At 72.4% G+C, this 26981-nt stretch carries 26 protein-coding genes; 19 read left to right on the forward strand and 7 right to left on the reverse strand.

The window, feature by feature from the left end; all coding sequences use genetic code 11:
* Positions 1 to 230 precede the first annotated feature (230 nt).
* From rapZ to AB0B83_RS20720, 8 genes are all read left to right on the forward strand, one after another.
* On the forward strand, positions 231 to 1118 hold the full coding sequence (gene rapZ, locus AB0B83_RS20685) for an RNase adapter RapZ (protein WP_151453375.1): 888 nt from the start codon (positions 231 to 233) through the stop codon (positions 1116 to 1118).
* Complete coding sequence (locus AB0B83_RS20690; protein WP_357579567.1) at positions 1115 to 2236, forward strand: 2-phospho-L-lactate transferase CofD family protein; 1122 nt, start codon at positions 1115 to 1117, stop codon at positions 2234 to 2236. The genes rapZ and AB0B83_RS20690 overlap by 4 nt, the downstream gene beginning before the upstream one ends.
* A gap of 54 nt (positions 2237 to 2290) precedes the next feature.
* Positions 2291 to 3271 (forward strand): DNA-binding protein WhiA, encoded by a 981-nt coding sequence (whiA, locus tag AB0B83_RS20695; RefSeq protein WP_088999356.1) that lies wholly within the window; start codon positions 2291 to 2293, stop codon positions 3269 to 3271.
* 263 nt (positions 3272 to 3534) lie between these two features.
* On the forward strand, positions 3535 to 4539 hold the full coding sequence (gap, locus tag AB0B83_RS20700; protein WP_132240340.1) for a type I glyceraldehyde-3-phosphate dehydrogenase: 1005 nt from the start codon (positions 3535 to 3537) through the stop codon (positions 4537 to 4539).
* 89 nt (positions 4540 to 4628) lie between these two features.
* Positions 4629 to 5885: a phosphoglycerate kinase gene (locus AB0B83_RS20705; protein WP_357579568.1), complete on the forward strand. Its 1257-nt coding sequence runs from the start codon at positions 4629 to 4631 to the stop codon at positions 5883 to 5885.
* Positions 5885 to 6676, forward strand: coding sequence for a triose-phosphate isomerase (tpiA, locus tag AB0B83_RS20710; protein WP_151453345.1), 792 nt, complete (start codon positions 5885 to 5887; stop codon positions 6674 to 6676). The genes AB0B83_RS20705 and tpiA overlap by 1 nt, the downstream gene beginning before the upstream one ends.
* A 95-nt stretch (positions 6677 to 6771) precedes the next feature.
* Positions 6772 to 7035, forward strand: coding sequence for a preprotein translocase subunit SecG (gene secG / locus AB0B83_RS20715; protein ID WP_088999360.1), 264 nt, complete (start codon positions 6772 to 6774; stop codon positions 7033 to 7035).
* Positions 7036 to 7166: 131 nt separating this feature from the next.
* Complete coding sequence (locus AB0B83_RS20720; protein ID WP_311414609.1) at positions 7167 to 7505, forward strand: RNA polymerase-binding protein RbpA; 339 nt, start codon at positions 7167 to 7169, stop codon at positions 7503 to 7505.
* A 61-nt stretch (positions 7506 to 7566) separates the two neighbouring features.
* Here AB0B83_RS20720 and pgl read toward each other — a convergent pair whose 3' ends face one another.
* From pgl to tkt, 6 genes are all read right to left on the reverse strand, one after another.
* The gene (gene pgl / locus AB0B83_RS20725; RefSeq protein WP_357579569.1) at positions 7567 to 8337 is read right to left on the reverse strand and encodes a 6-phosphogluconolactonase; all 771 of its coding nucleotides are present in this window, start codon (positions 8335 to 8337) and stop codon (positions 7567 to 7569) included.
* Between the two features lie 67 nt (positions 8338 to 8404).
* Positions 8405 to 9421, reverse strand: coding sequence for a glucose-6-phosphate dehydrogenase assembly protein OpcA (locus AB0B83_RS20730; protein WP_357579570.1), 1017 nt, complete (start codon positions 9419 to 9421; stop codon positions 8405 to 8407).
* Between the two features lie 43 nt (positions 9422 to 9464).
* Entirely contained in the window at positions 9465 to 11015 is a 1551-nt protein-coding gene (gene zwf / locus AB0B83_RS20735; RefSeq protein WP_357579571.1) for a glucose-6-phosphate dehydrogenase, read from the reverse strand.
* 2 nt (positions 11016 to 11017) lie between these two features.
* Positions 11018 to 12667 (reverse strand): glucose-6-phosphate isomerase, encoded by a 1650-nt coding sequence (locus AB0B83_RS20740; protein ID WP_357579572.1) that lies wholly within the window; start codon positions 12665 to 12667, stop codon positions 11018 to 11020.
* Positions 12668 to 12743: 76 nt separating this feature from the next.
* Positions 12744 to 13922 (reverse strand): transaldolase, encoded by a 1179-nt coding sequence (gene tal, locus AB0B83_RS20745; RefSeq protein ID WP_357579573.1) that lies wholly within the window; start codon positions 13920 to 13922, stop codon positions 12744 to 12746.
* A gap of 16 nt (positions 13923 to 13938) precedes the next feature.
* Positions 13939 to 16077, reverse strand: a complete 2139-nt coding sequence (tkt, locus tag AB0B83_RS20750) for a transketolase (RefSeq protein WP_357579574.1) — start codon at positions 16075 to 16077, stop codon at positions 13939 to 13941.
* A 265-nt stretch (positions 16078 to 16342) separates the two neighbouring features.
* Here tkt and AB0B83_RS20755 point away from each other — a divergent pair, with 265 nt between their 5' ends.
* The 3 genes from AB0B83_RS20755 (at position 16343) to AB0B83_RS20765 (ending at position 18917) form a co-directional block, all read left to right on the forward strand.
* Positions 16343 to 17302 carry a heme o synthase gene (locus AB0B83_RS20755; RefSeq protein ID WP_151453353.1) on the forward strand — a complete coding sequence of 320 codons (960 nt, stop codon included), beginning with the start codon at positions 16343 to 16345 and terminating at the stop codon, positions 17300 to 17302.
* A 352-nt stretch (positions 17303 to 17654) separates the two neighbouring features.
* On the forward strand, positions 17655 to 17987 hold the full coding sequence (locus tag AB0B83_RS20760; RefSeq protein ID WP_132240329.1) for a hypothetical protein: 333 nt from the start codon (positions 17655 to 17657) through the stop codon (positions 17985 to 17987).
* 6 nt (positions 17988 to 17993) lie between these two features.
* Positions 17994 to 18917 carry a hypothetical protein gene (locus AB0B83_RS20765; protein ID WP_357579575.1) on the forward strand — a complete coding sequence of 308 codons (924 nt, stop codon included), beginning with the start codon at positions 17994 to 17996 and terminating at the stop codon, positions 18915 to 18917.
* Positions 18918 to 18972: 55 nt separating this feature from the next.
* On the opposite strand, the gene AB0B83_RS20770 is transcribed toward AB0B83_RS20765, so the two are convergent.
* Entirely contained in the window at positions 18973 to 19935 is a 963-nt protein-coding gene (locus AB0B83_RS20770; protein ID WP_357579576.1) for a COX15/CtaA family protein, read from the reverse strand.
* A 98-nt stretch (positions 19936 to 20033) separates the two neighbouring features.
* Here AB0B83_RS20770 and AB0B83_RS20775 point away from each other — a divergent pair, with 98 nt between their 5' ends.
* From AB0B83_RS20775 to AB0B83_RS20810, 8 genes are all read left to right on the forward strand, one after another.
* Positions 20034 to 20792, forward strand: coding sequence for a transcriptional regulator (locus AB0B83_RS20775; protein ID WP_357579577.1), 759 nt, complete (start codon positions 20034 to 20036; stop codon positions 20790 to 20792).
* Positions 20789 to 22219, forward strand: coding sequence for a Fe-S cluster assembly protein SufB (gene sufB, locus AB0B83_RS20780; protein ID WP_151453357.1), 1431 nt, complete (start codon positions 20789 to 20791; stop codon positions 22217 to 22219). Before AB0B83_RS20775 ends, sufB begins: the two co-directional genes overlap by 4 nt.
* Before the next feature lie 143 nt (positions 22220 to 22362).
* Positions 22363 to 23505, forward strand: a complete 1143-nt coding sequence (gene sufD / locus AB0B83_RS20785; protein WP_357579578.1) for a Fe-S cluster assembly protein SufD — start codon at positions 22363 to 22365, stop codon at positions 23503 to 23505.
* A complete protein-coding gene (locus AB0B83_RS20790) occupies positions 23505 to 23831 on the forward strand; it encodes a non-heme iron oxygenase ferredoxin subunit (protein ID WP_151453359.1) in 327 nt (108 codons plus the stop codon). The genes sufD and AB0B83_RS20790 overlap by 1 nt, the downstream gene beginning before the upstream one ends.
* Positions 23831 to 24604, forward strand: a complete 774-nt coding sequence (gene sufC / locus AB0B83_RS20795; RefSeq protein ID WP_151453360.1) for a Fe-S cluster assembly ATPase SufC — start codon at positions 23831 to 23833, stop codon at positions 24602 to 24604. The genes AB0B83_RS20790 and sufC overlap by 1 nt, the downstream gene beginning before the upstream one ends.
* A gap of 32 nt (positions 24605 to 24636) precedes the next feature.
* Positions 24637 to 25941: a cysteine desulfurase gene (locus tag AB0B83_RS20800; RefSeq protein ID WP_357579579.1), complete on the forward strand. Its 1305-nt coding sequence runs from the start codon at positions 24637 to 24639 to the stop codon at positions 25939 to 25941.
* Between the two features lie 42 nt (positions 25942 to 25983).
* Positions 25984 to 26460, forward strand: coding sequence for a Fe-S cluster assembly sulfur transfer protein SufU (sufU, locus tag AB0B83_RS20805; protein ID WP_151453362.1), 477 nt, complete (start codon positions 25984 to 25986; stop codon positions 26458 to 26460).
* Positions 26457 to 26903, forward strand: coding sequence for a metal-sulfur cluster assembly factor (locus tag AB0B83_RS20810; RefSeq protein WP_357579580.1), 447 nt, complete (start codon positions 26457 to 26459; stop codon positions 26901 to 26903). Before sufU ends, AB0B83_RS20810 begins: the two co-directional genes overlap by 4 nt.
* Positions 26904 to 26981: the final 78 nt, after the last annotated feature.

Here is a 26981-nt window from a genome sequence, read left to right on the forward strand (position 1 = left end):
ATCGTCATCAAGGGGTCCGCCTGTCGGGAGCACGACCCTCGCGCCCAGGTCAAACCCTCCGTCGGGGCGGACGCCACCACGGCGGCGGCCGGGGACGTGCCGGCAACGCCCGGATGGTGCGGGATAGAGTCGCTGATTGACCACGCGCGGCCGGGGGTGCCGGCCGCGGCGCCACGGCTTGGGGGTAGTGGGTGAGCGAGGCGCGTACGGCCGAGGAACGGGGCGCGACGGTGACCGGGCAGCAGACACCGGCGGAGTCGGACACCACCCTGGTGGTGGTCACCGGGCTCTCCGGCGGCGGCCGCAGCACGGTGGCGAGGGCGTTGGAGAACGTCGGGTTCTACGTGGTGGACAACCTGCCGCAGGCGCTCATGCTCGACATGGCCGAGCTGGCGTTCAAGGCGGGCGGGGCGGCCCGGCGTACGGCGATGGTGCTGGACGTGCGCTCGCGCGCCTTCTCCACCGACCTGGCGGGGGCGATCCGGGAGCTGAAGGAGCGCGGCTTCTCGCCCCGGGTGGTCTTCGTCGACGCCGACGACGAGGTGCTGATCCGGCGGTTCGAGAGCGTCCGGCGCTCGCACCCGTTGCAGGGCGACGGGCGGCTCGCCGACGGCATCGCGGTCGAGCGGGGCCTGCTGGAGGAGGCCCGCGACCAGGCCGACGTGATCATCGACACCAGCCACCTGAACGTCAACCAGCTGCGCCGCCGCGTCGAGGAGCTCTTCGGCGGCGAGGACGCCCGCCGGCTGCGGGTCACCGTGCTCTCCTTCGGCTTCAAGTACGGCCTGCCGCCGGACGCCGACTTCGTGCTCGACGCCCGCTTCCTGCCCAACCCGTACTGGGTGCCGGAACTGCGCGAGCACACCGGCCGGGAGGAGGCGGTCAGCTCGTACGTGCTGGGGCAGGAGGGCGCGGACGCCTTCGTCGGGTCGTACGCCGACCTGGTCAACGCGACCACCGTCGGCTTCGAGCGGGAGGGCAAGCGCTACCTGACGGTGGCGGTCGGCTGCACCGGCGGCAAGCACCGCAGCGTGGCCATCGCCGAGGAGCTGGCCGCTCGGCTGCGTCACTCCGGTCTGGCCGCCAACGCGCAGCACCGCGACCTGGGGCGCGAGTGACGGCGACGCGTGTGGTCGCCTTCGGCGGCGGGCACGGCCTGTCCGCCTCGCTGCGCGCCCTGCGCCGCTGCGCCCCCGAGCTGGACCTCGACATCACGGCGGTGGTCACCGTCGGCGACGACGGTGGCTCCAGCGGCCGGCTGCGGGCCGAGCGGGGCGGCCTGCCCCCGGGCGACCTGCGGCAGGCGCTGGTCGCGCTGGCCGGCGACCATCCGGCCACCCGGCGCAGCGCCAAGCTCTTCCAACACCGCTACGCCGAGGTGCCGCCCGCCGGCGGTCCGGCTTCCGCCGGGGGCGGAGCGGCCGGTCGCCCCCGGGTCTCCGGTACCGGACGGGCCCCTTCCGGCCCGGAGCCGGCCGGGGCGACCGGCGGGATCGCCGGAGGACGGGCGGGTGCCGGTGCGGCCGGCCGGGCGGGCGCCGAGGCCGGCGGGCTGGCCGGGCACGCGGTGGGCAACCTGGTGCTCTGCGGGCTGATGGAGTTGCTCGGCGACCCGGTGGCCGCCCTGGAGCACGCCGGCGCGATGCTCGGCACGGTCGGCCGGGTGCTGCCGATGTCATGCGAGCCGGTGGGGATCGAGGCGCGGGTACGCGGCGCCGACCCGAGCCGGCCGGACGAGGTGCGCACGATCACGGGCCAGCACCAGGTGGCGGTGACCACCGGTCGGGTGGAGTCGTTGCGGCTCACCCCGGTCGCGCCGGAGGCCTGCCCGCAGGCGGTCGCCGCGATCGGTGCGGCCGACTGGCTGATCTTCGGGCCGGGCAGCTGGTACACGAGCGTCCTGCCGCACCTGCTGGTGCCGCAGCTCGCCGCCGCGATCGTCGCCAGCCCGGCGCGGCGGCTCGTCACGCTGAACCTCGCCGCCGAGAAGGAGACCTCCGGGCTCTCCCAGGCCGACCATCTGGCCGCGCTGCGCTCGTACCTGCCGGAGCTGAGGGTCGACCGAGTGGTCGCCGATTCCAAGGCGGCGGGTGACCCCGAACCGGTCGAACGTGCGGCAGAATCGCTGGGTGCCCGCCTGGTCCTCGCTCCCGTCGCGGTCACCGACGGCACTCCCCGTCATGATCCGGCCGCCCTGGGCGCCGCACTGGTGCCTGTCCTGGGCGCCGATCGTTAGACACGTACGTAATCTCCGGCGACACGCCGGAACAGGTCCGTGAGGGGACGCACAATGGCGATGACGGCTGCGGTCAAGGACGAGCTGAGTCGGGTCGACGTGCCCAAGCCCTGCTGCCGGCGGGCGGAGATGGCGGCGCTGCTGCGCTTCGCCGGCGGGCTGCACATCGTCTCCGGTCGGGTCGTGGTGGAGGCCGAACTCGACACGGGGGCGGTGGCCCGGCGGCTGCGACGGGAGATCGCGGAGGTCTACGGCTATCCGAGTGAGATCCACGTGCTCGCGTCCGGTGGCCTGCGCAAGGGCAGCCACTTCATCGTGCGGGTGGTCAAGGACGGTGAGGCCCTCGCGCGGCAGACCGGGCTGCTCGACGTGCGCGGGCGTCCGGTGCGGGGGCTGCCGCCGCACGTCGTCGCCGCGAACGTCTGCTGCGCGGTGTCGGCCTGGCGCGGCGCGTTCATGGCGCACGGCTCGCTGACCGAGCCGGGCCGCTCCAGCGCGCTGGAGATCACCTGCCCGGGCCCGGAGTCCGCGCTGGCCCTGGTGGGCGCGGCCCGGCGGATCGGCATCACCGCCAAGAACCGCGAGGTGCGCGGCGTGGACCGGGTGGTGGTCAAGGACGGCGACGCGATCGCCGCGCTGCTCACCCGCATCGGCGCCCACTCCAGCGTGCTGGCCTGGGAGGAACGCCGGGTGCGCCGCGAGGTGCGGGCCACGGCCAACCGGCTGGCCAACTTCGACGACGCCAACCTGCGCCGCTCGGCGCGGGCGGCGGTCGCCGCCGCCGCCCGGGTGACGCGGGCGCTGGAGATCCTCGCCGAGGACGCGCCCAACCACCTCACCTCCGCCGGCCGGCTGCGCCTGGAGCACCGGCAGGCCTCGTTGGAGGAGCTGGGCGCGCTGGCCGACCCGCCGCTGACCAAGGACGCGATCGCCGGCCGGATCCGCCGGCTGTTGGCGCTGGCCGACAAGCGGGCCCGGGACCTGGGCATCCCGGATACGGAAGCAGCAGTCACGCCCGACATGCTCGTGGTCTGATAGGACGGTGGGGGTCGGCGGCGCCGGTGGGTCACCACCCGGCGCTGCACTGCGCCGCACGCTCGGATAAGGTCGCTGCGTACGGCAAGGGGGCCGGCACAGGCACTCCTCGCCGTGCACACCGCCTCCGGCGGTCAGGTCCTTCGAGACCGCGGCGGGGTGGCCGAGATGAACCGTCAACGGCCGGCTCCAACGGTCGGCGCACACACCTCCGCCGGCCCGGGTCTTACGCCGGCGGACCAGAACGCAAGGAGATGGGACCTGTGACCATCCGGGTTGGCATCAACGGCTTCGGCCGGATCGGCCGCAACTTCTTCCGGGCAGTGCTGGCGTCCGGCGCTGACATCGAGGTCGTGGCGGTCAACGACCTGACCGACAACGCGACGCTCGCCCACCTGCTCAAGTACGACAGCATCCTGGGTCGCCTGCCGCACGAGGTGAAGGCCACCGCCGACGAGATCACCGTGGGCGGCAAGACCATCAAGGCGTACGCCGAGAAGGACCCGTCGAAGCTGCCGTGGGGCGACGCCGGCGTGGACGTGGTCATCGAGTCCACCGGCTTCTTCACCGACGCCACCAAGGCGAAGGCGCACGTCGACGGCGGGGCCAAGAAGGTCATCATCTCCGCCCCGGCGAAGAACGAGGACGTCACGGTCGTCATGGGCGTCAACCACGACCAGTACGACCCGGCCAAGCACACCATCATCTCGAACGCCTCCTGCACCACCAACTGCCTGGCGCCGATGGCGAAGGTCCTGCACGACACGTTCGGCATCCAGCACGGCCTGATGACGACGATCCACGCGTACACCCAGGACCAGAACCTCCAGGACGCGCCGCACTCCGACCTGCGTCGGGCCCGCGCCGCCGCCCTGAACATCGTGCCGACCTCGACCGGCGCGGCGAAGGCGATCGGCCTGGTGCTGCCGGAGCTGAAGGGCAAGCTGGACGGCTACGCGCTGCGCGTGCCGATCCCGACCGGCTCGGCCACCGACCTCACCGTCGACGTCGCCCGGGAGACCACGGTGGACGAGGTCAACGCCGCGCTGAAGGCCGCCGCCGAGGGCCCGCTCAAGGGCATCCTGGTCTACAACGAGGACCCGATCGTCTCCGCCGACATCGTCACCGACCCGGCGTCGTGCATCTTCGACGCGCCGCTGACCAAGGTCGTCGGCAACCAGGTCAAGGTCGTCGGCTGGTACGACAACGAGTGGGGCTACTCGAACCGCCTGGTCGACCTGGTCAAGCTGGTCGGCCAGTCCCTGTGAGTGCGAGGAGTGAGCTTGCGAGCCTCGCAGTCACGAACGGAGCCGACGCTGTGAGCAGGTCGTCGGTCACGAACGGAGGGCTGGCCTAAGTGAGCATCCGTACCCTCGACGACCTGCTCGCCGAGGGGGTGTCGGGTCGGCGCGTGCTGGTGCGCGCCGACCTGAACGTCCCGCTCGACAAGCAGACCGGTGACATCACCGATCATGACTCCGCCTCCGCGCCGCAAGGCGGCACTCCGGACGGAGTAAGGATCGCCGACGACGGCCGGATCCGTGCCGTGCTGCCGACGCTGAGCGCCCTCACCGGCGCCGGCGCCAAGGTGGTCGTCTGCTCGCACCTGGGCCGCCCCAAGGGCACGCCGGACCCGAAGTTCAGCCTGAGCCCGGTCGCCGGGCGGCTCGGGGAGCTGCTCGGCGCGCGGGTGCACTTCGCCACCGACACCGTCGGCGAGTCCGCCCGCTCCACCGTGGACGCGCTCGCCGACGGCGAGGTCGCGCTGCTGGAGAACCTGCGTTTCAACAAGGGCGAGACCAGCAAGGACGACACCGAGCGGGGCGCCTTCGCCGATGAGCTCGCCGCCTTCGGCGACGCGTACGTCGACGACGCGTTCGGCGCGGTGCACCGCAAGCACGCCAGCGTCCACGACGTGCCGGCCCGGCTGCCGCACGTCGCCGGCCGGCTGGTGCTGCGCGAGGTGGAGGTCCTGTCCCGGCTGACCGGCGAGCCGGAGCGCCCGTACGTCGTGGTGCTCGGCGGTTCGAAGGTCTCCGACAAGCTGGCGGTGATCGAGGCGCTGCTGCCGACGGTCGACCGGCTGCTCATCGGCGGCGGGATGTGCTTCACCTTCCTCAAGGCGCAGGGCCACGAGGTGGGCTCCTCGCTGCTGGAGGAGGAGATGGTCGAGACCTGCCGCAGCCTGCTGGAGCGCTCCGAGGGCAAGATCATGCTCCCGGTCGACGTGGTGGCCGCGGACGCGTTCGCCCCGGACGCCGCGCACGACACCGTGCCGGCCGACGGCATCCCCAGCAAGCGGGTCGGGCTCGACATCGGGCCGGAGACGGTCGCCGGCTTCGCCGCCGCCCTCAAGGGCGCGCGGACGATCTTCTGGAACGGCCCCATGGGCGTGTTCGAGATGCCGGCGTTCGCCCACGGCACCCGCGGGATCGCCGAGACCATCGCCAAGAGCGAGGCGTTCACCGTCGTCGGTGGCGGTGACTCCGCCGCCGCGGTGCGGGCGCTCGGGCTGGACGAGTCGTCCTTCGGGCACATCTCCACCGGCGGTGGCGCCTCCCTGGAATACCTGGAGGGCAAGACCCTCCCCGGCATCGCGGCCCTGGAGAACTGATGGCGAGCGTCACCCGCCGGCCCCTGATGGCCGGCAACTGGAAGATGAACTGCAACCACCTCGAGGCCAACCTGCTGGTGCAGAAGCTGGCGGCCAGCCTCACCGAGAAGCAGCTCACCGACGTCGAGACGGTGGTCCTGCCGCCGTTCACCGACCTGCGTACGGTGCAGACCGCCGTCGACGGCGACAAGCTGCTCATCGGCTACGGCGCGCAGGACCTCTCGCCGTACGCGTCGGGAGCCTACACCGGGGAGATCTCCGGCCCGATGCTGGCGAAGCTGGGCTGCACCTACGTGGCGATCGGGCACTCGGAGCGGCGGGCCTACCACCACGAGGACGACGCGCTCGTCAACGCCAAGGTGCAGGCGGCGCTGACCCACGGGCTCACCCCGATCCTCTGCGTGGGGGAGGGGCTGGACGTCCGCGAGCAGGGCACCCACGTGGCGCACTGCAGCGAGCAGCTCGACGGCGCCCTGAAGGGGCTCACCGCCGAGCAGGTGGAGAAGGTCGTGGTGGCGTACGAGCCGGTCTGGGCGATCGGCACGGGCAAGACGGCCACCCCGGAGGACGCCCAGGAGGTGTGCGGCGCGGTCCGTCAGCGCCTCGCCGAGTCCTTCGGCCAGGACACCGCCGACAAGGTCCGCGTCCTCTACGGCGGGTCGGTCAAGTCGTCGAACGTCGCGGCGATCATGGCTCAGCCGGACGTCGACGGGGCGCTCGTGGGCGGCGCGAGCCTGGACGCCGAGGAGTTCGCGAAGATCTGCCGGTTCCCGGAGCACATCTCCCGCTGATCGCTCGCTATCCTTGACTCCGCCCGTCCGTCGGTCGGTGCCACCGTGCCCGATCTGCCCGGGCGAGGATCGTAACGAGAGGACTGACCCCAGCCATGCCGATCTGGTTCGCATACACGTTGATCGTGTTGCTGGTCATCACGAGCGTTCTGTTGACCATGCTGATCCTGCTGCACCGCGGTAAGGGCGGCGGGTTGTCGAGCATGTTCGGCGGTGGCGTCAGCTCCAGCCTCGCCGGTTCCTCGGTGGCGGAGAAGAACCTCGACCGCTACACCGTCCTGGTGGGCATCGTCTGGTTCGCCTGCATCGTCGGGCTGGGGCTCTGGCTCCGCCTCCAGATGGCCAGCGGCACGGTCTGAGCCCGCCAAGTCGTACAATCTGCGCGCGGTCCGTCGTCGACGGGCCGCGCGCAGTCCGTTCCACCCGCTGCACCGCGTCGCCCGCCGCCCCCTCCGCGGCGGTTCCCCTCCGACGACAGGAGCGAGCAGCCGTGCCCATCGGCAACGTCATCCCGGGCACCCGGGTCGGATCCGCGCCCGAACGCCACCAGCCGGCCCCCTGCCGGACGGTGACCTACTGGTGCCGCAACGACCACCACACCCCGATCCGGCTCGCCGCCGAGGTCGAGGTGCCGGAGGTGTGGGACTGCCCGCGTTGCGGCCTTCCCGCCGGCCAGGACGCGCAGAACCCACCGGGCCGCGTCCGGCCCGAGCCCTACAAGACCCACCTGGCGTACGTGAAGGAGCGGCGCACCGCCGAGGAGGGCGAGGCCATCCTGGCCGAGGCCCTCGCCGCCCTGCGCCGCCGCCGGGGCCGCCCCGCCGGCTAGACGGGTGTAAGGAAGGGCCCCTTCTCAACGCACAGCGTCAAGAAGGGGCCCTTCCTTCACCTCAGCGCAGGCTGCGGAAGCGGGCCGGGACGTCGGCCGCCGCCGCCCGGTCCAGCAGCCAGAGGGTCCGGCCCGTGCCCTGCACGCCGGCCGCCGGCAGTTGCACCGGCCCCGCCCCGGCCAGCGCCATGCCGACCGCCCGTGCCTTGTCGGCCCCGCCGGCCACCAGCCAGACCTCCTCGGCCGTGTTGATCGCGGGAAGGGTCAGCGTGGTCCGCACCGGCGGGGGCTTCGGGCTGCCCCGCACCGCGCTGACCGGCCGGCTGTCGTGGTGCACCGGATGCTCGGGGAAGACCGAGGCGACGTGCCCGTCCTCGCCGACGCCCAGCATCAGCACGTCGAAGTGGGGGAGCGCGGCGTGTCCCGGCCGCGCCGCGTGGGCCAGTTCCTCGGCGTAGCGGGCCGCCGCCTCCTCCGGGTCGGGCCCGGCCGGACCGTCGGAGGCCGGCATCGGGTGGACCCGGGCCGGGTCCAGCGGCACCGCGTCCAGCAGCGTGGCGCGGGCCTGGGTCTCGTTGCGCTCGGGGTCGCCGGCGGGCAGGAAGCGCTCGTCGCCCCACCAGACGTCCACCCGGGACCAGTCCACGGCGTCGCGGGCCGGCAGCGCCGCCACCGCCCGGTGCACCGCTGCGGCTATCCGCCCGCCGGTCAGCACCACCGACGCCTGGCCCCGCTCGGCCTGCGCGTCGAGCAGCTTGACCACCAACCGGGCGGCCACCGCCTGGGCCAGCAGGTCTGCGTCGGCGTGGACGGCGACACTCGCCTCACTCATCTGTGTGCCTTCGTTTCTCCGGCCGCCGCGCGGCCGGTCCTCCGTGGTGCCCCGGGCAGTCGGGCGCTCAGTGCTCGGCGCTCGTTCCCACGTGCGCGGTGACCCCCGCCTCGGCCCGCTGGGCCGTGGCCGGGTCCTTCCAGACGTGCACCCGCTGCGGCGGGCGCTGGTCGAGGTCGGCCAGCCCGGCCGCCGTGCCCAGCGCCTCCGCGTAGACCTGGTCGGCGTCGAGCCGGCGCAGCTCCTCGGCCAGCTCGTCGCCGAGGGGCCGGCGGACGAGCGGCAGCTGCCGGTCCTCCTGGCCGGTACGCCGGAACGTCGCCACGCTGTCGTCCCGGCTCAGCGTCAGCGTGTCGCCGTTGGCGCAGCGCAGCTGCACCTCCCGCATCCGCGGCGACGCGTCGGTGTGCTCCCACACCGGCTCGATGCCGAGCCGCGCGGCCAGCCAGCCCTGCATCAGCGCGGCGGTCGGGTCGGTGGGCGGGCCCACCACGGTCGCCTCGGTCACCTTGGCCTGGGTGGTGTCGAACGCCCCCGCCACGAGCGTGCGCCACGGGGTGATCCGGGTCCACGCCAGGTCGGTGTCGCCGGGCGCGTAGTCCCGGGCCCGCTGGCGCATCGCCTCGATCGGGTCGGCGGCCTGCGCGCAGTCGGTGATCCGCCGGTCGGCCACCACGCCGAGGAAGTCCGTGGCGATCTCGGCCGGCGGCTCGCCGTGCCACCACGTCACCACCGGCACGTCCGGCACCAGCAGCGGCATCACCACCGACTCCGCGTGCAGGGCGAGCCGCCCGTACATCCGGGTGACCACCGCCTCGCACGGGCCGAGCCGGCCGCCGACGACGATCTCCGCGTCCAGCCGGTTGCGCTCGCGCTCCACGTCGGTGCGCACCACCACCAGCAGCCGGCAGGGGTGGGCGGCGGCCGCTATCGTCGCCGCCGCCTCCGCCTCGCGGACCCGCTTCTCGTCCACCACCACGATCAGGGTGAGCGCCATGCCGCTGGCCACCCCGCCCGCGCTGCGCCGCTCGGCGGCCAGCGCCTTGACCACCTCGTTCCCGGTGGTGTCCCACAGGCCGATCAATGGAGCCTCCTGGTCTGCTCGCTGCGCCCGCTACTCCTCGCGCTCACGCCCGCCGCCACGCCCGGCCCTCGCGGGCCAGCATCTCGTCGGCGGCGCGGGGACCCCACTCGCCGGCCCGGTACGGCTCCGGCTTCGTGCCCGCCCACGCGCGCTCCAGCGGGTCCACCACCTGCCAGCTCTGCTCGACCTCGGCGGCGTCCGGGAAGAGGGTACGGTCGCCGATCAGCACGTCCAGCACGAGCCGCTCGTACGCCTCGGGGCTGGCCTCGGTGAACGCCTCGCCGTACTGGAAGTCCATCGCGATGTCGCGGACCTCCATCGTGGTGCCGGGCACCTTGGAGCCGAACTTGAGCACGACGCCCTCGTCCGGCTGCACCCGGATCACCAGCTGGTTGTTGCCGAGCGACTCCATGTCGGCTTCGTTGAACGGCAGGTGCGGCGCCCTCTTGAACATGATGGCGACCTCGGTGACGCGGCGCGGCAGCCGCTTGCCGGCCCGGATGTAGAACGGCACCTCCGCCCAGCGGCGGTTCTGGATGCCGAGCCGGACGGCCACGTAGGTCTCCGTGGTCGAGTCCTCCGGGACGCCCTCCTCCTCCAGGTACCCGACGGCACGCTCGCCCCCCACCCAGCCGGGCAGGTACTGGCCGCGCACGGTGCCCTCGCCGACGTCCTTGGGTAGGGTGATCGCCCGGAGCACCTTGAGCTTCTCCGTGCGGATCTCGTCGGCGTCGAAGCTCGTCGGCTCCTCCATCGCCACCAGCGCCAGCAGTTGGAGCAGGTGGTTCTGGAACACGTCGCGGGCCGCGCCGGCCGAGTCGTAGAAGCCGGCGCGGGTGCCGATGCCGACGTCCTCGGCCATGGTGATCTGCACCGAGTCGACGTACTTGGAGTTCCACAGCGGCTCGAACAGGTTGTTGGCGAACCGCAGGGCGAGGATGTTCTGGACGGTCTCCTTGCCCAGGTAGTGGTCGATGCGGAAGACGTCCTCGCGGGTGAAGACGTCGTCGACCAGGTCGTTGAGCGCCTTCGCCGAGGGCAGGTCGTGCCCGAACGGCTTCTCCACCACCACCCGGCGCCAGCCGCCGGACTTGGCGTTGTCGGCCATCCCGGTGCGGGCCAGCTGCTTGAGGACCACGGGGAACGCCGCCGGGGGGATGGAGAAGTAGAAGGCGGCGTTGCCCGGGATCCCGTGCGTCTGGCGCAGCTCGTCCAGCATCTCGGAGAGGTGGTCGAACGCGGCGTCGTCGTCGAACGAGCCACCGACGAACTTGATGTTGCCCACCAGCCGCGCCCACACCTCCTCCCGCCAGGGGGTGCGGGCGTGCTTCTTGGCGGCCTCGTGGGCGAGCGACTCGAAGTCCCCGTCGCCCCAGTCCCGGCGGGCGAAGCCGAGCACGGCGAAGCCCGGGGGCAGCAGCCCCCGGTTCGCCAGGTCGTACACGGCCGGCAGGAGCTTCTTGCGGGCCAGGTCGCCGGTGACGCCGAAGATCACCAGAGCGCACGGCTCCGGGATCCTCGGCAGCCGGCGGTCCTGCGGGTCGCGCAGCGGGTTCACGCCGCCTCCTCGCTCCGCGTCATCCACGCTCCTCATCGTCACGCCCGCAACGCCCCGACGGCATCGAGCAGCTGGGCCACGCCCGCCGACCGGTCGGTCAGGTGCAGCCGGACCACCGGGCGCTCCCGCTCGGCCAGGGCCTGCCGGTCGCCGGCGGCCTGCGCCGCCTGCAACTGCCCGAAGGTGTAGGGCCTGCCCGGCACCTGCAGGTCGTCGACGACCGCGCCGGTGAGCTGGAGGTAGCTGCCGACCTGCGGACCGCCCTTGTGGTACTGGCCGGTGGAGTGCAGGAAGCGCGGGCCCCACCCGAAGGTGACCGGCCGGCCGGCGGCACCGGCCAGCAGCGGCCGCAGCCGGGCCGCGTCGGCGTCGGCGAACCGGTCGAGGTACGCCATCACCGCGAGGTAGCCGTCGTCGCCTGTTGCGTCGACGAGCTGGCGGAGCACGCCGGCGAGGTCGCCGGGGGCGCCCTGCGGCGCGTACACCTCGATAGCGCCCTCGGTGAACGACGGCGTCTCCGCCGGCGGACCCGAGGCGAGGATGCGGTTGGTGTTCTCCTTGGACTCGGTGACGTTGGGCTGGTCGAACGGGTCGATGCCGAGCACCACGCCGGCGATCGCGGTGGCGTACTCCCAGGCCAGGAAGTGCGCGCCGAGCGGGCCGTTGACCGCCACGTCGGCGTCGGCGCCCCCGCCGGGGACGGCGCCGGCGGGCAGCGCGCCGCCGTAGGTCACGGTGAGCACGTCGTCACCGGCGGCGCCCGGGCTCTGCGGCGACTCCACGACGACCGGCAGGATGCCGACCCCGGCCTTGCCGGTGGACTCGGCGATCAACTGCTCGGCCCAGTCGCCGAGGCCCTCGATGCCGGTGCCGTCGGAGATCAGGGCGACCTTGTCCCGGCCCATGGTGGCCGCCGCCCCGAGGGCCGCGCCGAGCGCCAGGGCCGGGTTGTCGCGGTCCCCGCCCAGGGAGGCCGCCAGCGCCTCCGCCTCGTCGAGCAGCTCGGCCACCTCGACGCCGGCCAGCGCCGACGGGACCAGCCCGAACGCGGTCAGTGCCGCATACCGGCCGCCGACGTTCGGGTCGGCGAGTACGGTGAAGGCACCCATCTCGGCGGCGGTGGCCTCCAGCGGCGAGCCCGGGTCGGTGACGACGACGAAGTGCCGGCCGGCCTCCGCCTCGGTCATCCCCGCGTCGAGGAACGCCTGCCAGTAGGCCCTGCGGTGGCTGTCGGTCTCGACCGTCGAACCGGACTTGCTGGCCACCACGACCACGGTGCGCTCCAGCCGGTCGGCCAGCGCCGCCCGGATCTGCCCCGGGTCGGTGGTGTCGAGCACGGTCAGCTGCTTGCCGAGGGTGCGGGCGATGACCTCGGGGGCCAGTGACGAGCCGCCCATCCCGGCGAGCACCACGTGGTCCAGGTCGGCCAGCTCCGCCTTCAGCTCGGCGAGCTGGGGGAGCAGCTCCCGGCTGCGCAGGTGGGTGTCCACCCAGCCGAGGCGGATCTTCGCCTCCGCCTCGGCGTCCGGACCCCACAGGGTCGGGTCCTTCGCGGCCAGCTTGGCCGGCGTGCCGGCGTTCACCAGCGCGTCCCGGGTGGAGGCGGGGGCCGACTTGTCGACGGCGTCGGCCCCGTGCACGGAGAGCCCGGCGGCGGCCTCGACCGCCCCGTTGAGCAGGTCGCTCACGCCGCCACCTCGCTCCGCTCGGCGGCGGCGCGAGGCGCCGCACTGCTGAGCCTAATGGTTCGCTCGCTACGCTCACTCACGCGTTTCCTCCCGCCTGCTGCGCGGCCTGCGCGTTGTCCTTCGCGGCGTCGCTCGGGTTGCCGGCGCCGCGGCCCGCGGCCGCCAACGACTTGCGGACGCCGTCGAGCAGCTCCTGCCAGCTCGCCTCGAACTTCTCCACGCCCTCGCGCTCCAGGGTCTCGATGACGTCGGCCATGTCGATCCCGACCGACTCCAGGTCCGCGAAGGCCTTGCGGGCCTCGTCGTACGAGCCGGTGATGGTGTCGCCGCGGGTCTCGCCGTGGTCGGCGTACGCGTGCACGACCGGCTCCGGCATGGTGTTGACCGTGCCGGGGGCGATCAGCTCCTCGACGTAGATGACGTCCCGGTAGTCCGGGTTCTTGGTCGAGGTGGAGGCCCACAGCGGCCGCTGCGGGTGGGCGCCGGCGTCGGCGAGCGCCTGCCACCGGTCGGAGGAGAACACCTCGCCGTAGCGCTCGTACGCGAGCTTGGCGTTGGCGACGGCGGCCTTGCCGCGCAGCGCCTTGGCCTCGTCGGAGCCGAGCTTCTCCAGCCGCTTGTCGACCTCGCTGTCGACGCGGGAGACGAAGAACGACGCGACCGACCCGATCTTCGACAGGTCGTGCCCGTTCGCCTTCGCCTGCTCCAGGCCGGCCAGGAACGCCTCCATCACCTGCGAGTAGCGGTCCAGCCCGAAGATCAGCGTGACGTTGACGCTGATCCCCTCCGCGAGGGTGGCGGTGATCGCCGGCAGGCCGGCCTCGGTGGCCGGGATCTTGATGAAGAGGTTCGGCCGGTCGACCAGCCACCACAGCGCCTTGGCCTCGGCGACGGTCCTGTCGGTCTCGTGGGCCAGCCGCGGGTCCACCTCGATGGAGACCCGGCCGTCGACCCCGCCGCTGCCCTCGTAGGACGGGCGCATCACGTCGCACGCCCACCGCACGTCGTACGTGGTGAGCATGCGTACGGCCTCCTCGACCTCCACCCCACGGGAGGCGAGGTCGCGCAGCTGCCAGTCGTACTCGTCGGCGTCGCTCAGCGCCTTGGCGAAGATCGTCGGGTTGGTGGTCACCCCGGCCACGTGCTTCTCCCGGCGGAGCTGGTCCAGCCCGCCGGAGGACAGCCGTACCCGGGAAAGGTCGTCGAGCCAGACCGCCACGCCTGCGGCGGTGAGTTCACTCAGCCTGTCCGTCATGCCGTCCACGCTCCCCTCAGTTGCCGGTGGTGAAACCGGTGATGTCGCCCATCCGGGTCAGTGCCGCGTGCGCGGCGGCCACGATCCGGTCGGGGGTGAATCCGAACTGCTCGAAGAGCACCGAGTGCGGGGCACTCGCGCCGTAGTGCTCCAGGCTCACGCTCTCGCCGCAGTCACCCACGATGCCGCGCCACGACATGGCGATGCCCGCCTCCACGCTCACCCGTGCCTTTACCCCGCGCGGCAGCACCGACTCCCGGTACGCCTCGTCCTGCTCGAAGAACCACTCCTGGCAGGGCATCGAGACGACCCGGGTCGGGGTGCCGTCGGCCTCCAGCCGCTCGCGGGCGGTCAGGCAGAGCTGCACCTCGGAGCCGGTGCCGACGAGGATGACCTGCGGCTTGCCGTTGGACGCCTCGGCCAGCACGTAGCCGCCCTTGGCCACGCCCTCGGCGCCGGCCAGGGCCGACCGGTCCAGCGTCGGGAGCGGCTGCCGGCTCAGCGCCAGCGCGGTCGGCCGGTCCGTGTGCTCCAGGGCCTGCCGCCAGGCCCACACGGTCTCGTTGGCGTCGGCCGGCCGGACCACGTCCAGGCCGGGAATGGCGCGCAGCGCGGTCAGGTGCTCCACCGGCTGGTGCGTCGGGCCGTCCTCGCCGAGGCCGATCGAGTCGTGCGTCCAGACGTAGACCACCGGCAGCTTCATCAGCGCGGCGAGCCGTACCGCCGGGCGCATGTAGTCGCTGAAGACCAGGAAGGTGCCGCCGTACGGGCGGGTGCCGCCGTGCAGCGCGATGCCGTTGAGGATGGCGCCCATGGCGTGCTCGCGGATGCCGAAGTGCAGCGTGCGGCCGTACTCGTGGCCGGGGAAGTCCTTGGTGGCGTGGACTGCGGGGACGAAGGACGGCTCGCCCTTCATGGTGGTGTTGTTGCTCTCCGCCAGGTCGGCCGAGCCACCCCACAGCTCCGGCAGCACCCCGGCGAGCGCCTCCAGGACCTTGCCGGAGGCCGCCCGGGTGGCGACGCCCTTGGCGTCGGCCGGGAACTCCGGCAGCGCCTCGGTCCAGCCGGTCGGCAGGACCCGCCCGGCCATCCGGTCGTAGAGCGCGCGGCGCTCCGCGTTGGCCTTCGCCCAGCCGTCGAACGCCGTGGTCCACTCCTGCTCGGCCTGCGCGCCGCGCTCCATCACCGTGCGGGCGTGCCCGAGCACCTCCTCGTCGACCTCGAAGGAGCGGGCCGGGTCGAAGCCGAGCAGCTGCTTGGTGGCCGCCACCTCGTCGGCGCCCAGCGCCGAGCCGTGGATCTTGCCGGTGTTCTTCTTGTTCGGCGCGGGCCAGCCGATGATGGTGCGCAGCGCGATGAACGAGGGGCGGGCGGTCTCGGCCTTCGCCGCCAGCAGCGCCCGGTACAGGGCCTCGACGTCCTCGTGGTAGTCGCCCTGGTCGGCGTCGCCGGCGCGCCAGTCGACGGTCTGCACGTGCCAGCCGTACGCCTCGTAGCGGGCCGCGACGTCCTCGCTCTTGGCGATGCGGGTGTCGTCCTCGATCGAGATCTCGTTGTCGTCGTAGATCACCGTGAGGTTGCCGAGCTGCTGGTGCCCGGCGAGCGCGCTGGCCTCGTGGCTGATGCCCTCCTCGATGTCGCCGTCCGAGGCGATGCACCAGATGTCGTGGTCGAAGACCGACCGGCCCGGCTCCGCCTCCGGGTCGAACAGGCCGCGCTCGCGGCGGGCCGCCATCGCCATGCCGACCGCGTTGCCGAGGCCCTGCCCGAGCGGCCCGGTGGTGGTCTCCACGCCGGGGGTGTGCCCGTGCTCGGGGTGGCCCGGGGTCAGCGAGCCCCACTGCCGCAGCGACTTGAGGTCCTCCAGGGCCAGCGGGTAGCCGGAGAGGAAGAGCTGGATGTAGAGGGTGAGGCTGGAGTGGCCCGCGGAGAGCACGAAGCGGTCCCGGCCGGGCCAGTTCGGGTCGGCCGGGTTGTGCCGCATGACCCGGTTGAAGAGCAGGTAGGCCGCGGGCGCGAGGCTCATCGCGGTGCCCGGGTGGCCGTTGCCGGATTTCTCCACGGCGTCCATGGCCAGCACGCGGACGGTGTCGACGGCCCGGCGGTCGAGGTCGGACCAGTTGAGTGCGGGGTGCTCGGGTCGGTTGGCAGCCACGATGGTTGTGCTCCTCGGCAGATGGGCGGAACCCTCAGTGATGACCCTATCGAGCGGTCCTAAACGTCCGCCCAGGGATCTCTGCATGCCGGTCTGTACTGGTCCGCGCCGGTGCGCGGTGCTGCCCCGACGGTGTGACGGCCCGCACCGTTGTCGGGTCGCCCGGGCAGCCAAAACGACGACGCGTAGTCTGTGGTCCGGCGTGTGGCCCCAGTCGGGTCCGGCCGATCCGACCTCCCCTGCCGACGCCGGAAGGTGGCAATCCGTGAGCATGATCACCGAGCGCCCCGTCAGCAACTCTGCCGGGCAGCCGCCGGTGCGGACTGCGGCGGAGGCGTCGGCGGTGGCCCGCCGGGACGTCCGTGCGGTGGTCGCGGCCTACGTGACGCTGACCAAGCCGCGGATCGTGGAGCTGCTCCTCGTCACCACGGTGCCGGCGATGATGCTCGCGGACGGCGGGATGCCGTCGCTCTGGCTGGTGGCCGTGGTGCTGGTCGGCGGCTCGCTCGCCGCGGGCGCGGCCAGCGTCATCAACTGCTACATCGACCGGGACATCGACCAGCTGATGCGGCGCACCAAGCGCCGCCCGCTGCCGACGCACACCGTGACACCGCGCAACGCGTTGATCTTCGGGCTGGTGCTGGCGGCGGTGTCGGTCGCGATGATGGCGGCGTTCACCAACCTGCTGGCCGCCGGGCTCACGCTGGCCGCGATCGTCTACTACGACGTCGTCTACACCCTCTGGCTCAAGCGCACCACGACGGCGAACACGTTCTGGGGCGGGGCCTGCGGGGCGGCGCCGGTGCTGATCGGCTGGGCGGCGGTCACCGGGACGCTCTCCCCGGCCGCGTGGGCGCTCTTCGCGGTGGTCTTCTTCTGGCAGATGCCGCACTTCTACCCGCTGGCGATGAAGTACAAGGACGACTACGCCCGGGCCGGCATCCCGATGCTGCCGGTGGTGGCCTCCACGCGGCGGGTCAACGCCGAGATCATCGGCTTCGCCTGGCTGACCGTGGCGTCCTCGCTGGCCGTGTGGCCGCTGGGGATGAGCCTCATCTACGGCGTGCCCGCCGTGGTGGTCGGCGCCATCTTCGTGGTGGAGGCGCACAAGCTCGCCCGCCGGGTGGCGCGGGGGCAGGCCGTCAAGCCGATGCGGCTGTTCCACTGGTCGACGACCTACCTGACCATCCTCTTCGCCGCCGTCGCGCTCGACGCGCTGATCTGACACCGGGCCGTGCCCGCCGCTCCGGCGGGCCGCCACGCCCGGCCGGTCCCGTCCCGCCCGGTCCCGACCTGGTCCGTCCCGCCGGTTCCCGGCGGCCGGAGGCCGTACCGGCAAATCATCATCGTGCATGGCTTGTCCGGGTTTCTTGTCACATCGGTGACGCCGTCGGTATGGTTCCAGAACCGCTCGGATGGCCCGGGCCGGCCCGGTTCGGACCGCCCTTTTGGCGGGATAAGTCCGGACAAGACCGGGCATTTCGCCTGTGGTTCTCCTTAAACCTGCGGGTAATTGGCATCACAAAAGGTTCATGGTTCTCGCCCGCCCGGGTGCAAGTCTGCTTACGCTTCCCGACATGGCAGATGGTTCCGATACGACGCTGACGGCCGAGCAGACCCCCGGGCAGGCCCCGCAGGGCCTGGTCGCGGGCATCAAGTCGTTCGCCGCCGGTCACGGCGGGGCGAAGGCGGTCATCGAGTACGTCGGCAAGCGTGGCGCGCGCATCGTCCTCGTGGGCGAGGACGGGGTGTGGGGCGACCAGTTCGCCGACGACACCGTCGTGGCGCGGCAGGCCTGCGCGAAGGCGGGAGTCACCGTCGAGAACGCCTGGGAGCGTGAACTGATGGACCAGATGCGTCCGAGCAACGACCTCTGGCGGTCGATGGCCCGGCGCACGATGGCCCGTTGACATAACTTGACCGATCAACACCAGCCGACCCGGGGGAAACCCCGGGTCGCTCTCGTCACCTGTGCCGACCTGCCCGACCTCGACCCCGACGACCGGCTGCTGCTGGACCCGCTGGCGCGCCGCGGCGTGACCGCCGAGGCGGTGGACTGGGCCGACCCGGCCGCCGACTGGGGCGCGTACGACCTGGCGGTGCTCCGCTCGCCGTGGGACTACGCGCTGCGCCGCGACGAGTTCGTCGCCTGGGCGTCGCGGGTCCCCGCCCTGGCCAACCCGGCGGACGTGGTGCGCTGGAACACCGACAAGCGGTACCTGGCCGAGCTGTCCGCGGCCGGGGTGCGCACCGTGCCGACGTCCTGGGTCGCGCCGGGGGAGGACTGGCGACCGCCCGCCGCCCGCGGCGAGTACGTCGTCAAGCCGGCCGTCAGCGCGGGCAGCCAGGACACCGGCCGCTACGACCTGGCCGATCCGCACCACCGGGAACTGGCCGTGGCGCACGTGCGGCGGCTGTCGGACGCCGGGCGGTTGACCATGGTGCAGCCGTACCTCGACGCGGTCGACACGGCCGGCGAGACGGCGCTGCTCTTCCTGGCCGGGCCGGACGGCCCGATGTTCAGCCACGCCATCCGCAAGGGCCCGATGCTGACCGGCCCGGACCTCGGCGCCGACGCGCTGTACCGGCCCGAGGAGATCACCGCCCGCACCGCCACCCCGGAGCAGTTGGCGGTGGCGGAGCGGGCCCTCGGGGCGGTGCCCGGCGGGCCGGGACGGCTGCTCTACGCCCGGGTGGACCTCATCCCGGGCCCGGACGGCACGCCGGTCCTGGTGGAGCTGGAACTCACCGAGCCGTCGCTGTTCCTCGGGCACGCCGACGGCGCCGCCGACCGCCTGGCCGACGCGATCCTGACCCACCTGGCCCGCGCCGCCGGCTGACCGTCGGGGCGGGCGGGGGAGCGCTCAGGTGCGCAGCCGGCTTGGCCGGGCGCGGTCAGGCGGCGACGGGGACGGCCCAGTCGGCGTCGTCCGGGGCCGGCGACGGCGCGACCGGGCGGCGCTCGCGGGTGGACCACTGCACCGACAGGGTGGCCAGCAGCACCAGGCAGGAGCCCAGCATGTGCGCGCCCACCAGCAGCGCCGGCAGGTTGGTGAAGTACTGCACGAAGCCGATGAGGCCCTGGCCCAGCTCGACGGCGACGAGCACCAGCGCGGCCCGCGCGGCCCGCTGCGCGCCGACCGCGCGGAAGGCGAAGACCAGCGCCACGGACAGGCCGATCAGCAGGAAGACGCTGTCGGCGTGCACTTGGGAGATCGTCTCCGGGTCGAGCCCGTTGCGGGCGGCGCCGTGGTCGCCCGCGTGCGGGCCGCTGCCGGTCACCCAGGTGCCGATCACCAGCACCGCCGCGCCGACCACGGTGGTGATCGCGGCGAGGGTCCGCAGCGGGGCGGGCACGACGGCCTCCGCCGGGCCCACCGGGTCCTTGATCCGCCGCCACAGCGCGTACGCGGCCGCGATCACCAGCATCGAGGCGAGGAAGTGCAGGCCGACCACCCACGGGTTGAGGTCGGTGAGCACGGTGATCCCGCCGATGATCGCCTGTGCGGGGATGCCGAAGAGCACGGCGACCGCGAGCGGGACCAGGTCCCGGCGCCGGGGGAGGTGCAGCAGCACGGCCAGCAGCACCGCCAGCGCGATGAAGCCGACGGCGAAGGTGAGCAGGCGGTTGCCGAACTCGATCACTCCGTAGATGCCCATCTCCGGTGTCGTGACGTACGACTCCTCGGTGCACCGGGGCCAGGTGGGGCAGCCGAGGCCGGAGCCGGTGAGCCGGACGGCCCCGCCGGTGACGACGATGCCCACGTTCGCGATGATCGAGGCGAGCGCGAGACGGCGCAGCAGGGTGGTGGAGACCGGGAACCGGGCGGGTCGCTTCACGGCGCAAATCCTACGCACCGTAGTGGAGCACGATCGGGTGACTCCGTCCGTGCGGTGGTTCGGATCACCGGGACCCGGGTTTGCAGGCCCCGGACGAATTACGTAACGTTGGCGTTGTGAAAAACGCGGCGGCGCTCTCCGGGCACCAGCCGGCGGCCGCCCCGGCCGCCGGTCAGTCCGCGTCCGTCGCGGATCTCTCCACCCGTGACCGGGTCACCCAGCTGCTGCTGGAGCGGGGCGCGACGACCGCCGCGCAGCTCGGCTCGGCGCTCGGGCTCAGTCCGGCCGCGATCCGCCGGCACCTCGACGCGATGCTCGCCGACGGCGACGTGCTCGCCCGCGAGCAGACCGTCCGGGGCCACCGCGGCCGGGGCCGGCCGGCGAAGGTGTTCGTGCTGACCGACGCGGCCCGGGTCCGCTGCGGCACCCACCACTACGACAACATGGCCACCGCCGCGCTGCGCTGGATCGCCCGCAACGGCGGCGCCGCGGCGGTCGAGGCGTTCGCCACCGACCAGGTCGCCGCGCTGGAGACCCGCTGCCGGGCCGCCATGGAGGACGCCGGCGACGACCCGCTCGCGCGGGCCGAGGCACTCGCCGGAGCGCTGACCGCCGAGGGTTACGCTGCGAACGCGTCCACGATCGCCACCGGCGGCCAGCTCTGTCAGCACCACTGCCCGGTGGCGCACGTGGCCGCCGAGTTCCCCCAGCTGTGCGAGGCCGAGACCGCGGTGATCTCCCGCCTGGTCGGCACCCACGTGCAGCGCCTGGCCACCATCGCGCACGGCGACGGAGTGTGCACCACGCACATTCCCACCCAGCCGGGGCGTGCCCGTTCCGGTAAGACCGTCACCACTGTGAGGACAGATAGATGACCGAGCAGATCGTCCAGCCCCTGACGCAGGAAGAGCAGCTCGCCGCCCTGGGTCGCTACGAATACGGCTGGGCCGACCCCGACGTCGCCGGGGCGGTCGCCCAGCGCGGCCTCAACGAGGCGGTGGTGCGGGACATCTCGGCCAAGAAGAACGAGCCGGCCTGGATGCTCGACCTGCGGCTCAAGGGCCTGCGGCTGTTCGGCCGCAAGCCGATGCCGGCCTGGGGCGCCGACCTCACCGGGATCGACTTCGACAACATCAAGTACTTCGTGCGGTCCACGGAGAAGCAGGCCACCAGCTGGGAGGACCTGCCCGAGGACATCAAGAACACCTACGACCGGCTGGGCATCCCCGAGGCGGAGAAGCAGCGGCTGGTCGCCGGTGTCGCGGCGCAGTACGAGTCCGAGGTCGTCTACCACAAGATCCGTGAGGACCTCGAGGAGCAGGGTGTCGTCTTCCTGGACACCGACACCGCCCTGCGCGAGCACGAGGACGTCTTCAAGGAGTACTTCGGCACGGTGATCCCGGTCGGCGACAACAAGTTCGCCGCACTGAACACCTCCGTGTGGTCCGGCGGCTCGTTCATCTACGTGCCGAAGGGCGTGCACGTGGAGATCCCGCTGCAGGCCTACTTCCGGATCAACACGGAGAACATGGGCCAGTTCGAGCGGACGCTGATCATCGTCGACGAGGGCGCGTACGTGCACTACGTCGAGGGCTGCACCGCGCCGCTCTACTCCTCCGACTCGCTGCACAGCGCGGTCGTGGAGATCATCGTCAAGAAGAACGCCCGGTGCCGCTACACGACCATCCAGAACTGGTCGAACAACGTCTACAACCTGGTCACCAAGCGCGCCGTCTGCCACGAGGGCGCGACCATGGAGTGGGTCGACGGCAACATCGGCTCCAAGGTCACCATGAAGTACCCGGCGGTCTACATGACCGGCGAGCACGCCAAGGGCGAGGTGCTCTCGGTGGCCATGGCCGGCGAGGGGCAGCACCAGGACGCGGGCGCCAAGATGGTGCACGCCGCGCCGCACACCTCCTCCACGATCGTCTCCAAGTCGATCGCCCGGGGTGGCGGCCGGACGTCGTACCGGGGCCTGGTCCAGGTGCTGGAGGGCTCGCACAGCAGCCGGAGCACGGTCAAGTGCGACGCCCTGCTGGTCGACACGATCTCCCGCTCGGACACCTACCCGTACGTCGACATCCGCGAGGACGACGTGTCGATGGGGCACGAGGCGACCGTCTCCAAGATCAGTGACGACCAGCTCTTCTACCTGATGAGCCGGGGCCTGAGCGAGGACGAGGCGATGGCGATGATCGTTCGCGGCTTCATCGAGCCCATCGCCAAGGAGCTCCCGATGGAGTACGCCCTGGAACTCAACCGCCTGATCGAGCTCCAGATGGAGGGCGCGGTCGGCTGACGCCGCCCCGACCCGCTGCGGGGCCGCGCGAACGCCGGCCCGCTGCGGGGGCCGGTGGACGCCGACCCGTCTGACCGGGCCGCGCGATCACCGACCGACCTCCGACCAATGACACCGTCGTCGTAGAACAGACCAAGGAAGAGATGACTACCCAGGCTTCCGCGCCGCCCAGTACCAAGTCGCAGGCGCTCCGCTCGTACGACGTCGCCGACTTCCCGGCCGTGACCGGCCTTGAGGAGGAGTGGCGCTTCACCCCGCTCAAGCGGCTGCGCGGGCTGGTCGGCGCGTCGCCGGCCGCCACCGGCGCGGTCCGCCACGAGCACGGCGACCTGCCCGAGGGTGTCACCGTCGGGCGGATCGGCTCCGACGACCCGCGGGTGGGCAGCGTGCTCACCCCGGTCGACCGGGTCAGCGCGCTGGCCTACGGCGGGGCCGACCAGGCGCTGCTGGTCCAGGTCGCCCGCGACGCCGTGGTGGCCGAGCCGGTGAGCCTGCGGGTGGTCGGCGAGGGCGTCGAGGGCCTGGCCTTCGGGCACACCTTCGTCGAGGTGGGCCGGTTCGCCGAGGTGACCCTGGTGGTGGAGCATGTCGGCTCGGCCACGCTGGCCGACAACGTCGAGGTGTCCGTGGCCGACGGGGCGAAGCTGACCCTGGTCACCGTCGCGGACTGGGCCGACGACGCCGTCCAGGCCCAGCACCTGAAGGTCAAGCTGGGCCGCGACGCGAGGGTGGTGCACGTCCAGGTCTCCCTCGGCGGCGACCTGGTCCGGCAGTACACCTCGGTGGAATACACCGAGCGGGGCGGCGAGGCCGAGCTGTACGGCCTCTACTTCGCCGACTCGGGTCAGCATCTGGAGCACCGCCAGCTGGTCGACCACACCGTGCCGGACTGCCGCAGCTACGTCGGCTACCGGGGCGCCCTGCAGGGCGAGAGCGCGCGCACCGTCTGGGTGGGCGACGTGCTGATCCGCGCCGAGGCGACCGGCACCGACACGTACGAGATCAACCGGAACCTGCTGCTGACCGACGGCGCGCGGGCGGACTCCGTACCCAATCTGGAGATCGAGACCGGCGAGATCGCCGGCGCCGGGCACGCGAGCGCGACCGGCCGCTTCGACGACGAGCAGCTGTTCTACCTGATGGCCCGGGGCATCCCGGAGGCCGAGGCGCGGCGCCTGGTGGTCCGCGGCTTCTTCGCCGAGCTGATCAACAAGATCCCGGTCGAGTCGCTGCGGGAGCGCCTGGGCGACGCCATCGAGGCCCGGCTCGCGAAGGCCGGCGCCTGATGATCCGCCTCTGTGCCACTGAGGACGTGCCGAAGGGCACCGTGGTCAGCGCGGACGTCGACGGCACCCCGATCGCGCTGGTGCACGGCGAGGACGGCGTCTTCTACGCCGCCTACGACGAGTGCTCGCACGCCGCGGTCGCCCTCTCCGAGGGGGAGGTCGAGGGCTGCACGCTGGAATGCTGGCTGCACGGATCCCGTTTCGACCTGAGGACCGGCGAGCCGACCGGGCTGCCCGCCACCGAACCCGTTCCCGTCTATCCCGTCGAAGTCCGAGACGGCGACATCTACGTCAGTCTCACGCCGAGCAATGGAGTGACCCGATAATGAGCACCCTGGAGATCCGCGACCTGAAGGTGTCGGTCAAGCTGCCCGAGGGTGAGCTCAAGCCGATCCTGGCCGGTGTCGACCTGACCGTCCGCTCGGGTGAGACCCACGCGATCATGGGCCCGAACGGCTCCGGCAAGTCCACCCTGGCCTACTCGATCGCCGGCCACCCCAAGTACGAGATCACCGGCGGTTCGGTGACCCTCGACGGCGAGGACGTGCTGGCCCTGTCCGTGGACGAGCGCGCCCGCGCCGGCCTCTTCCTGGCCATGCAGTACCCGGTCGAGGTCCCCGGCGTCTCGGTGGCGAACTTCCTGCGTACCGCCAAGACCGCCATCGACGGCCAGGCGCCCAAGCTGCGCACCTGGGGCGGCGAGCTGCGTGGGGCCATGGAGCGCCTCCAGATGGACCCGGCGTTCGCCCAGCGCAACGTCAACGAGGGCTTCTCCGGCGGCGAGAAGAAGCGGCACGAGATCGTGCAGCTGGAGCTGCTCAAGCCGAAGATCGCGATCCTCGACGAGACCGACTCCGGCCTCGACGTGGACGCGCTGCGCGTGGTCAGCGAGGGCGTCAACCGGGTCCGCGACAACGGCGACACCGGGATGCTGCTGATCACCCACTACACCCGGATCCTGCGCTACATCAAGCCGGACTTCGTGCACGTCTTCGTCGCCGGCCGGATCGTCGAGCAGGGCGGCCCGGAGCTGGCCGACAAGCTCGAGGAAGAGGGCTACGAGCGCTACGTCGCCGGGGCCGGCGCGGCGCGGGCCTGAGTCCTCTCGGAAGAATGGGTGGGCCGGTCGACATGACTTCCATCGCGATCCCGTCGGGGATGCCGCAGTACGACGACGTGCCGCGTTACGACGTGGCGAAGGTGCGCGCCGACTTCCCGATCCTCGACCGGGAGGTCAACGGGCACCGGCTGGTCTACCTCGACAGCGCCAACACCTCGCACAAGCCGCGGCAGGTGCTCGACGTGCTCGGCGAGCACTACGCGATGCACAACGCCAACGTGTCCCGCTCGGTGCACACCCTGGGCACCGAGGCCACCGAGGCGTACGAGGGCGCGCGGGCGAAGATCGCCGCGTTCATCAACGCGCCGAGCGTGGACGAGGTGGTGTTCACCAAGAACTCCACCGAGGCGATCAACATCGTGGCGTACGCGTTCTCCAACGCGTCGCTGCGGCCCGACGCCGACCCCCGCTTCCGGCTCGGCCCCGGCGACGAGGTGGTGATCTCCGAGATGGAGCACCACTCGAACATCGTGCCGTGGCAGCTGCTCTGCGAGCGCACCGGCGCGACCCTGCGCTGGTTCCCGGTCACCGACCAGGGGCGGCTGGACGAGTCGGGGCTGGAGGACCTGGTCACCGAGCGGACGAAGATCGTCTCGCTGGTGCACACGTCCAACATCCTCGGCACGGTCAACGCCACCTCGCGGATCACCGCGCGGGTCCGCGAGGTGGGCGCGCTGCTGCTGCTCGACTGCTCCCAGTCGGTGCCGCACATGCCGATGGACGTGGTCGACTACGACGCCGACTTCATCGTCTTCACCGGGCACAAGATGTGCGGGCCGACCGGCATCGGCGTGCTCTGGGGCCGGACCGAGCTGCTGGCGGCGATGCCGCCGGTGCTGGGCGGCGGGTCGATGATCGAGACGGTCACCATGGCCCGCTCGACGTTCGCCGCGCCGCCGGCCCGGTTCGAGGCGGGCACCCCGCCGATCGCCGAGGCGGTCGCGCTCGGTGCGGCCGTCGACTACCTCGCCGGCATCGGGATGCGGGCCATCCAGTGGCACGAGAAGGAGCTGACGGCGTACGCGCTGGACGCCCTCGCCACGGTGCCCGGCCTGCGGATCTTCGGGCCGGCCGTGCCGGTGGGCCGGGGCGGCACCATCTCGTTCGCCCTCGGCGACATCCACCCGCACGACGTCGGGCAGGTGCTCGACTCGCTCGGGGTGCAGGTGCGCGTCGGCCACCACTGTGCCAAGCCGGTGTGCACCCGCTTCGGCGTGCCGGCCATGACGCGGGCCTCGTTCTACCTCTACACCACCACCGAGGAGATCGACGCCATGGTGGCGGGCCTGGAGCAGGTGCGGAAGGTGTTCGAGTGAGCGGCGACGCAGCAGCCTGCGGATCGACGGGAGTTCAGCCCGATGCAGCTTGAATCTCTTTACCAGGAGATCATCCTGGACCACTACAAGCACCCGCACGGTCGCGGCCTGCGCGACCCGGACGCCACGGGCGCCCGGGTCGCCGAGGCGCACCACGTCAACCCGACCTGCGGTGACGAGGTCACCGTGCGGGTGGCCACCGACGGCGACGTGCTGCACGACGTCTCGTACGACGGCATGGGCTGCTCCATCAGCCAGGCGTCGGCGAGCGTGCTGCACGAGCTGCTGGTGGGCCGGGACGCGGGCGACGCGTTCCGGGTGCACGAGGCGTTCGTCGAGTTGATGTCCGGCCGTGGCCAGGTCACGCCGGACGAGGACGTGCTCGGTGACGGGGTAGCGTTCGCGGGCGTCGCCCGCTACCCCGCCCGGGTCAAGTGCGCGCTGTTGCCGTGGATGGCGTTCAAGGACGCCGCGGCACGCGCCGGTGTGGGCGTGAGCCCGACGGAGGTTGAGGCATGAGCAGCGAGGACACCGCCACCGCGGCGACCCCGGAGACCGAGGGCGCGGCCGTGCCGGCGGCGCCGGCCGCCACACCGGCCACGGACGGGGCGCCGGCCGCCGCGTCGGCGGCCAAGGGCAAGGCCGCCGTCGCCGACGTCGAGGAGGCGATGAAGGACGTCGTCGACCCCGAGCTGGGCATCAACGTGGTCGACCTCGGCCTGGTGTACGGCGTGCACGTCGGCGACGACAACGTCGCCACCCTGGACATGACGCTGACCTCGGCGGCGTGCCCGCTGACCGACGTCATCGAGGACCAGGCCCGGCAGGCGCTGACCACCGGACCGGGCGGCGGCCTGGTCGACGACATCCGGATCAACTGGGTGTGGCTCCCGCCGTGGGGGCCGGACAAGATCACCGACGAGGGGCGCGACCAGCTCCGCTCCCTCGGCTTCAACGTCTGACCGGCCAGCGCCGGTATCCGTCGCCTGCTCGAACAGCACAGCCCATTGCGGGTCGTACGGGCTGAGGGTAACCGGTGC

It is taken from the genome of Micromonospora sp. NPDC049060, from assembly GCF_040649055.1.
Classification (GTDB): Bacteria; Actinomycetota; Actinomycetes; order Mycobacteriales; family Micromonosporaceae; genus Micromonospora; species Micromonospora reichwaldensis.

What these genes read in the sequence shown, in the direction of transcription:
- AB0B83_RS20800 (WP_357579579.1), top strand. Translation starts at nt 24,637, where the DNA reads ATGACTTCCATCGCGATCCCGTCGGGGATGCCGCAGTACGACGACGTG.
- pgl (WP_357579569.1), bottom strand. Translation starts at nt 8,337, where the DNA reads ATGAGTGAGGCGAGTGTCGCCGTCCACGCCGACGCAGACCTGCTGGCC.
- sufU (WP_151453362.1), top strand. Translation starts at nt 25,984, where the DNA reads ATGCAGCTTGAATCTCTTTACCAGGAGATCATCCTGGACCACTACAAG.
- sufD (WP_357579578.1), top strand. Translation starts at nt 22,363, where the DNA reads ATGACTACCCAGGCTTCCGCGCCGCCCAGTACCAAGTCGCAGGCGCTC.
- AB0B83_RS20790 (WP_151453359.1), top strand. Translation starts at nt 23,505, where the DNA reads ATGATCCGCCTCTGTGCCACTGAGGACGTGCCGAAGGGCACCGTGGTC.
- AB0B83_RS20810 (WP_357579580.1), top strand. Translation starts at nt 26,457, where the DNA reads ATGAGCAGCGAGGACACCGCCACCGCGGCGACCCCGGAGACCGAGGGC.
- zwf (WP_357579571.1), bottom strand. Translation starts at nt 11,015, where the DNA reads ATGAGGAGCGTGGATGACGCGGAGCGAGGAGGCGGCGTGAACCCGCTG.
- sufC (WP_151453360.1), top strand. Translation starts at nt 23,831, where the DNA reads ATGAGCACCCTGGAGATCCGCGACCTGAAGGTGTCGGTCAAGCTGCCC.
- tal (WP_357579573.1), bottom strand. Translation starts at nt 13,922, where the DNA reads ATGACGGACAGGCTGAGTGAACTCACCGCCGCAGGCGTGGCGGTCTGG.
- tpiA (WP_151453345.1), top strand. Translation starts at nt 5,885, where the DNA reads ATGGCGAGCGTCACCCGCCGGCCCCTGATGGCCGGCAACTGGAAGATG.
- secG (WP_088999360.1), top strand. Translation starts at nt 6,772, where the DNA reads ATGCCGATCTGGTTCGCATACACGTTGATCGTGTTGCTGGTCATCACG.
- whiA (WP_088999356.1), top strand. Translation starts at nt 2,291, where the DNA reads ATGGCGATGACGGCTGCGGTCAAGGACGAGCTGAGTCGGGTCGACGTG.
- AB0B83_RS20760 (WP_132240329.1), top strand. Translation starts at nt 17,655, where the DNA reads ATGGCAGATGGTTCCGATACGACGCTGACGGCCGAGCAGACCCCCGGG.
- sufB (WP_151453357.1), top strand. Translation starts at nt 20,789, where the DNA reads ATGACCGAGCAGATCGTCCAGCCCCTGACGCAGGAAGAGCAGCTCGCC.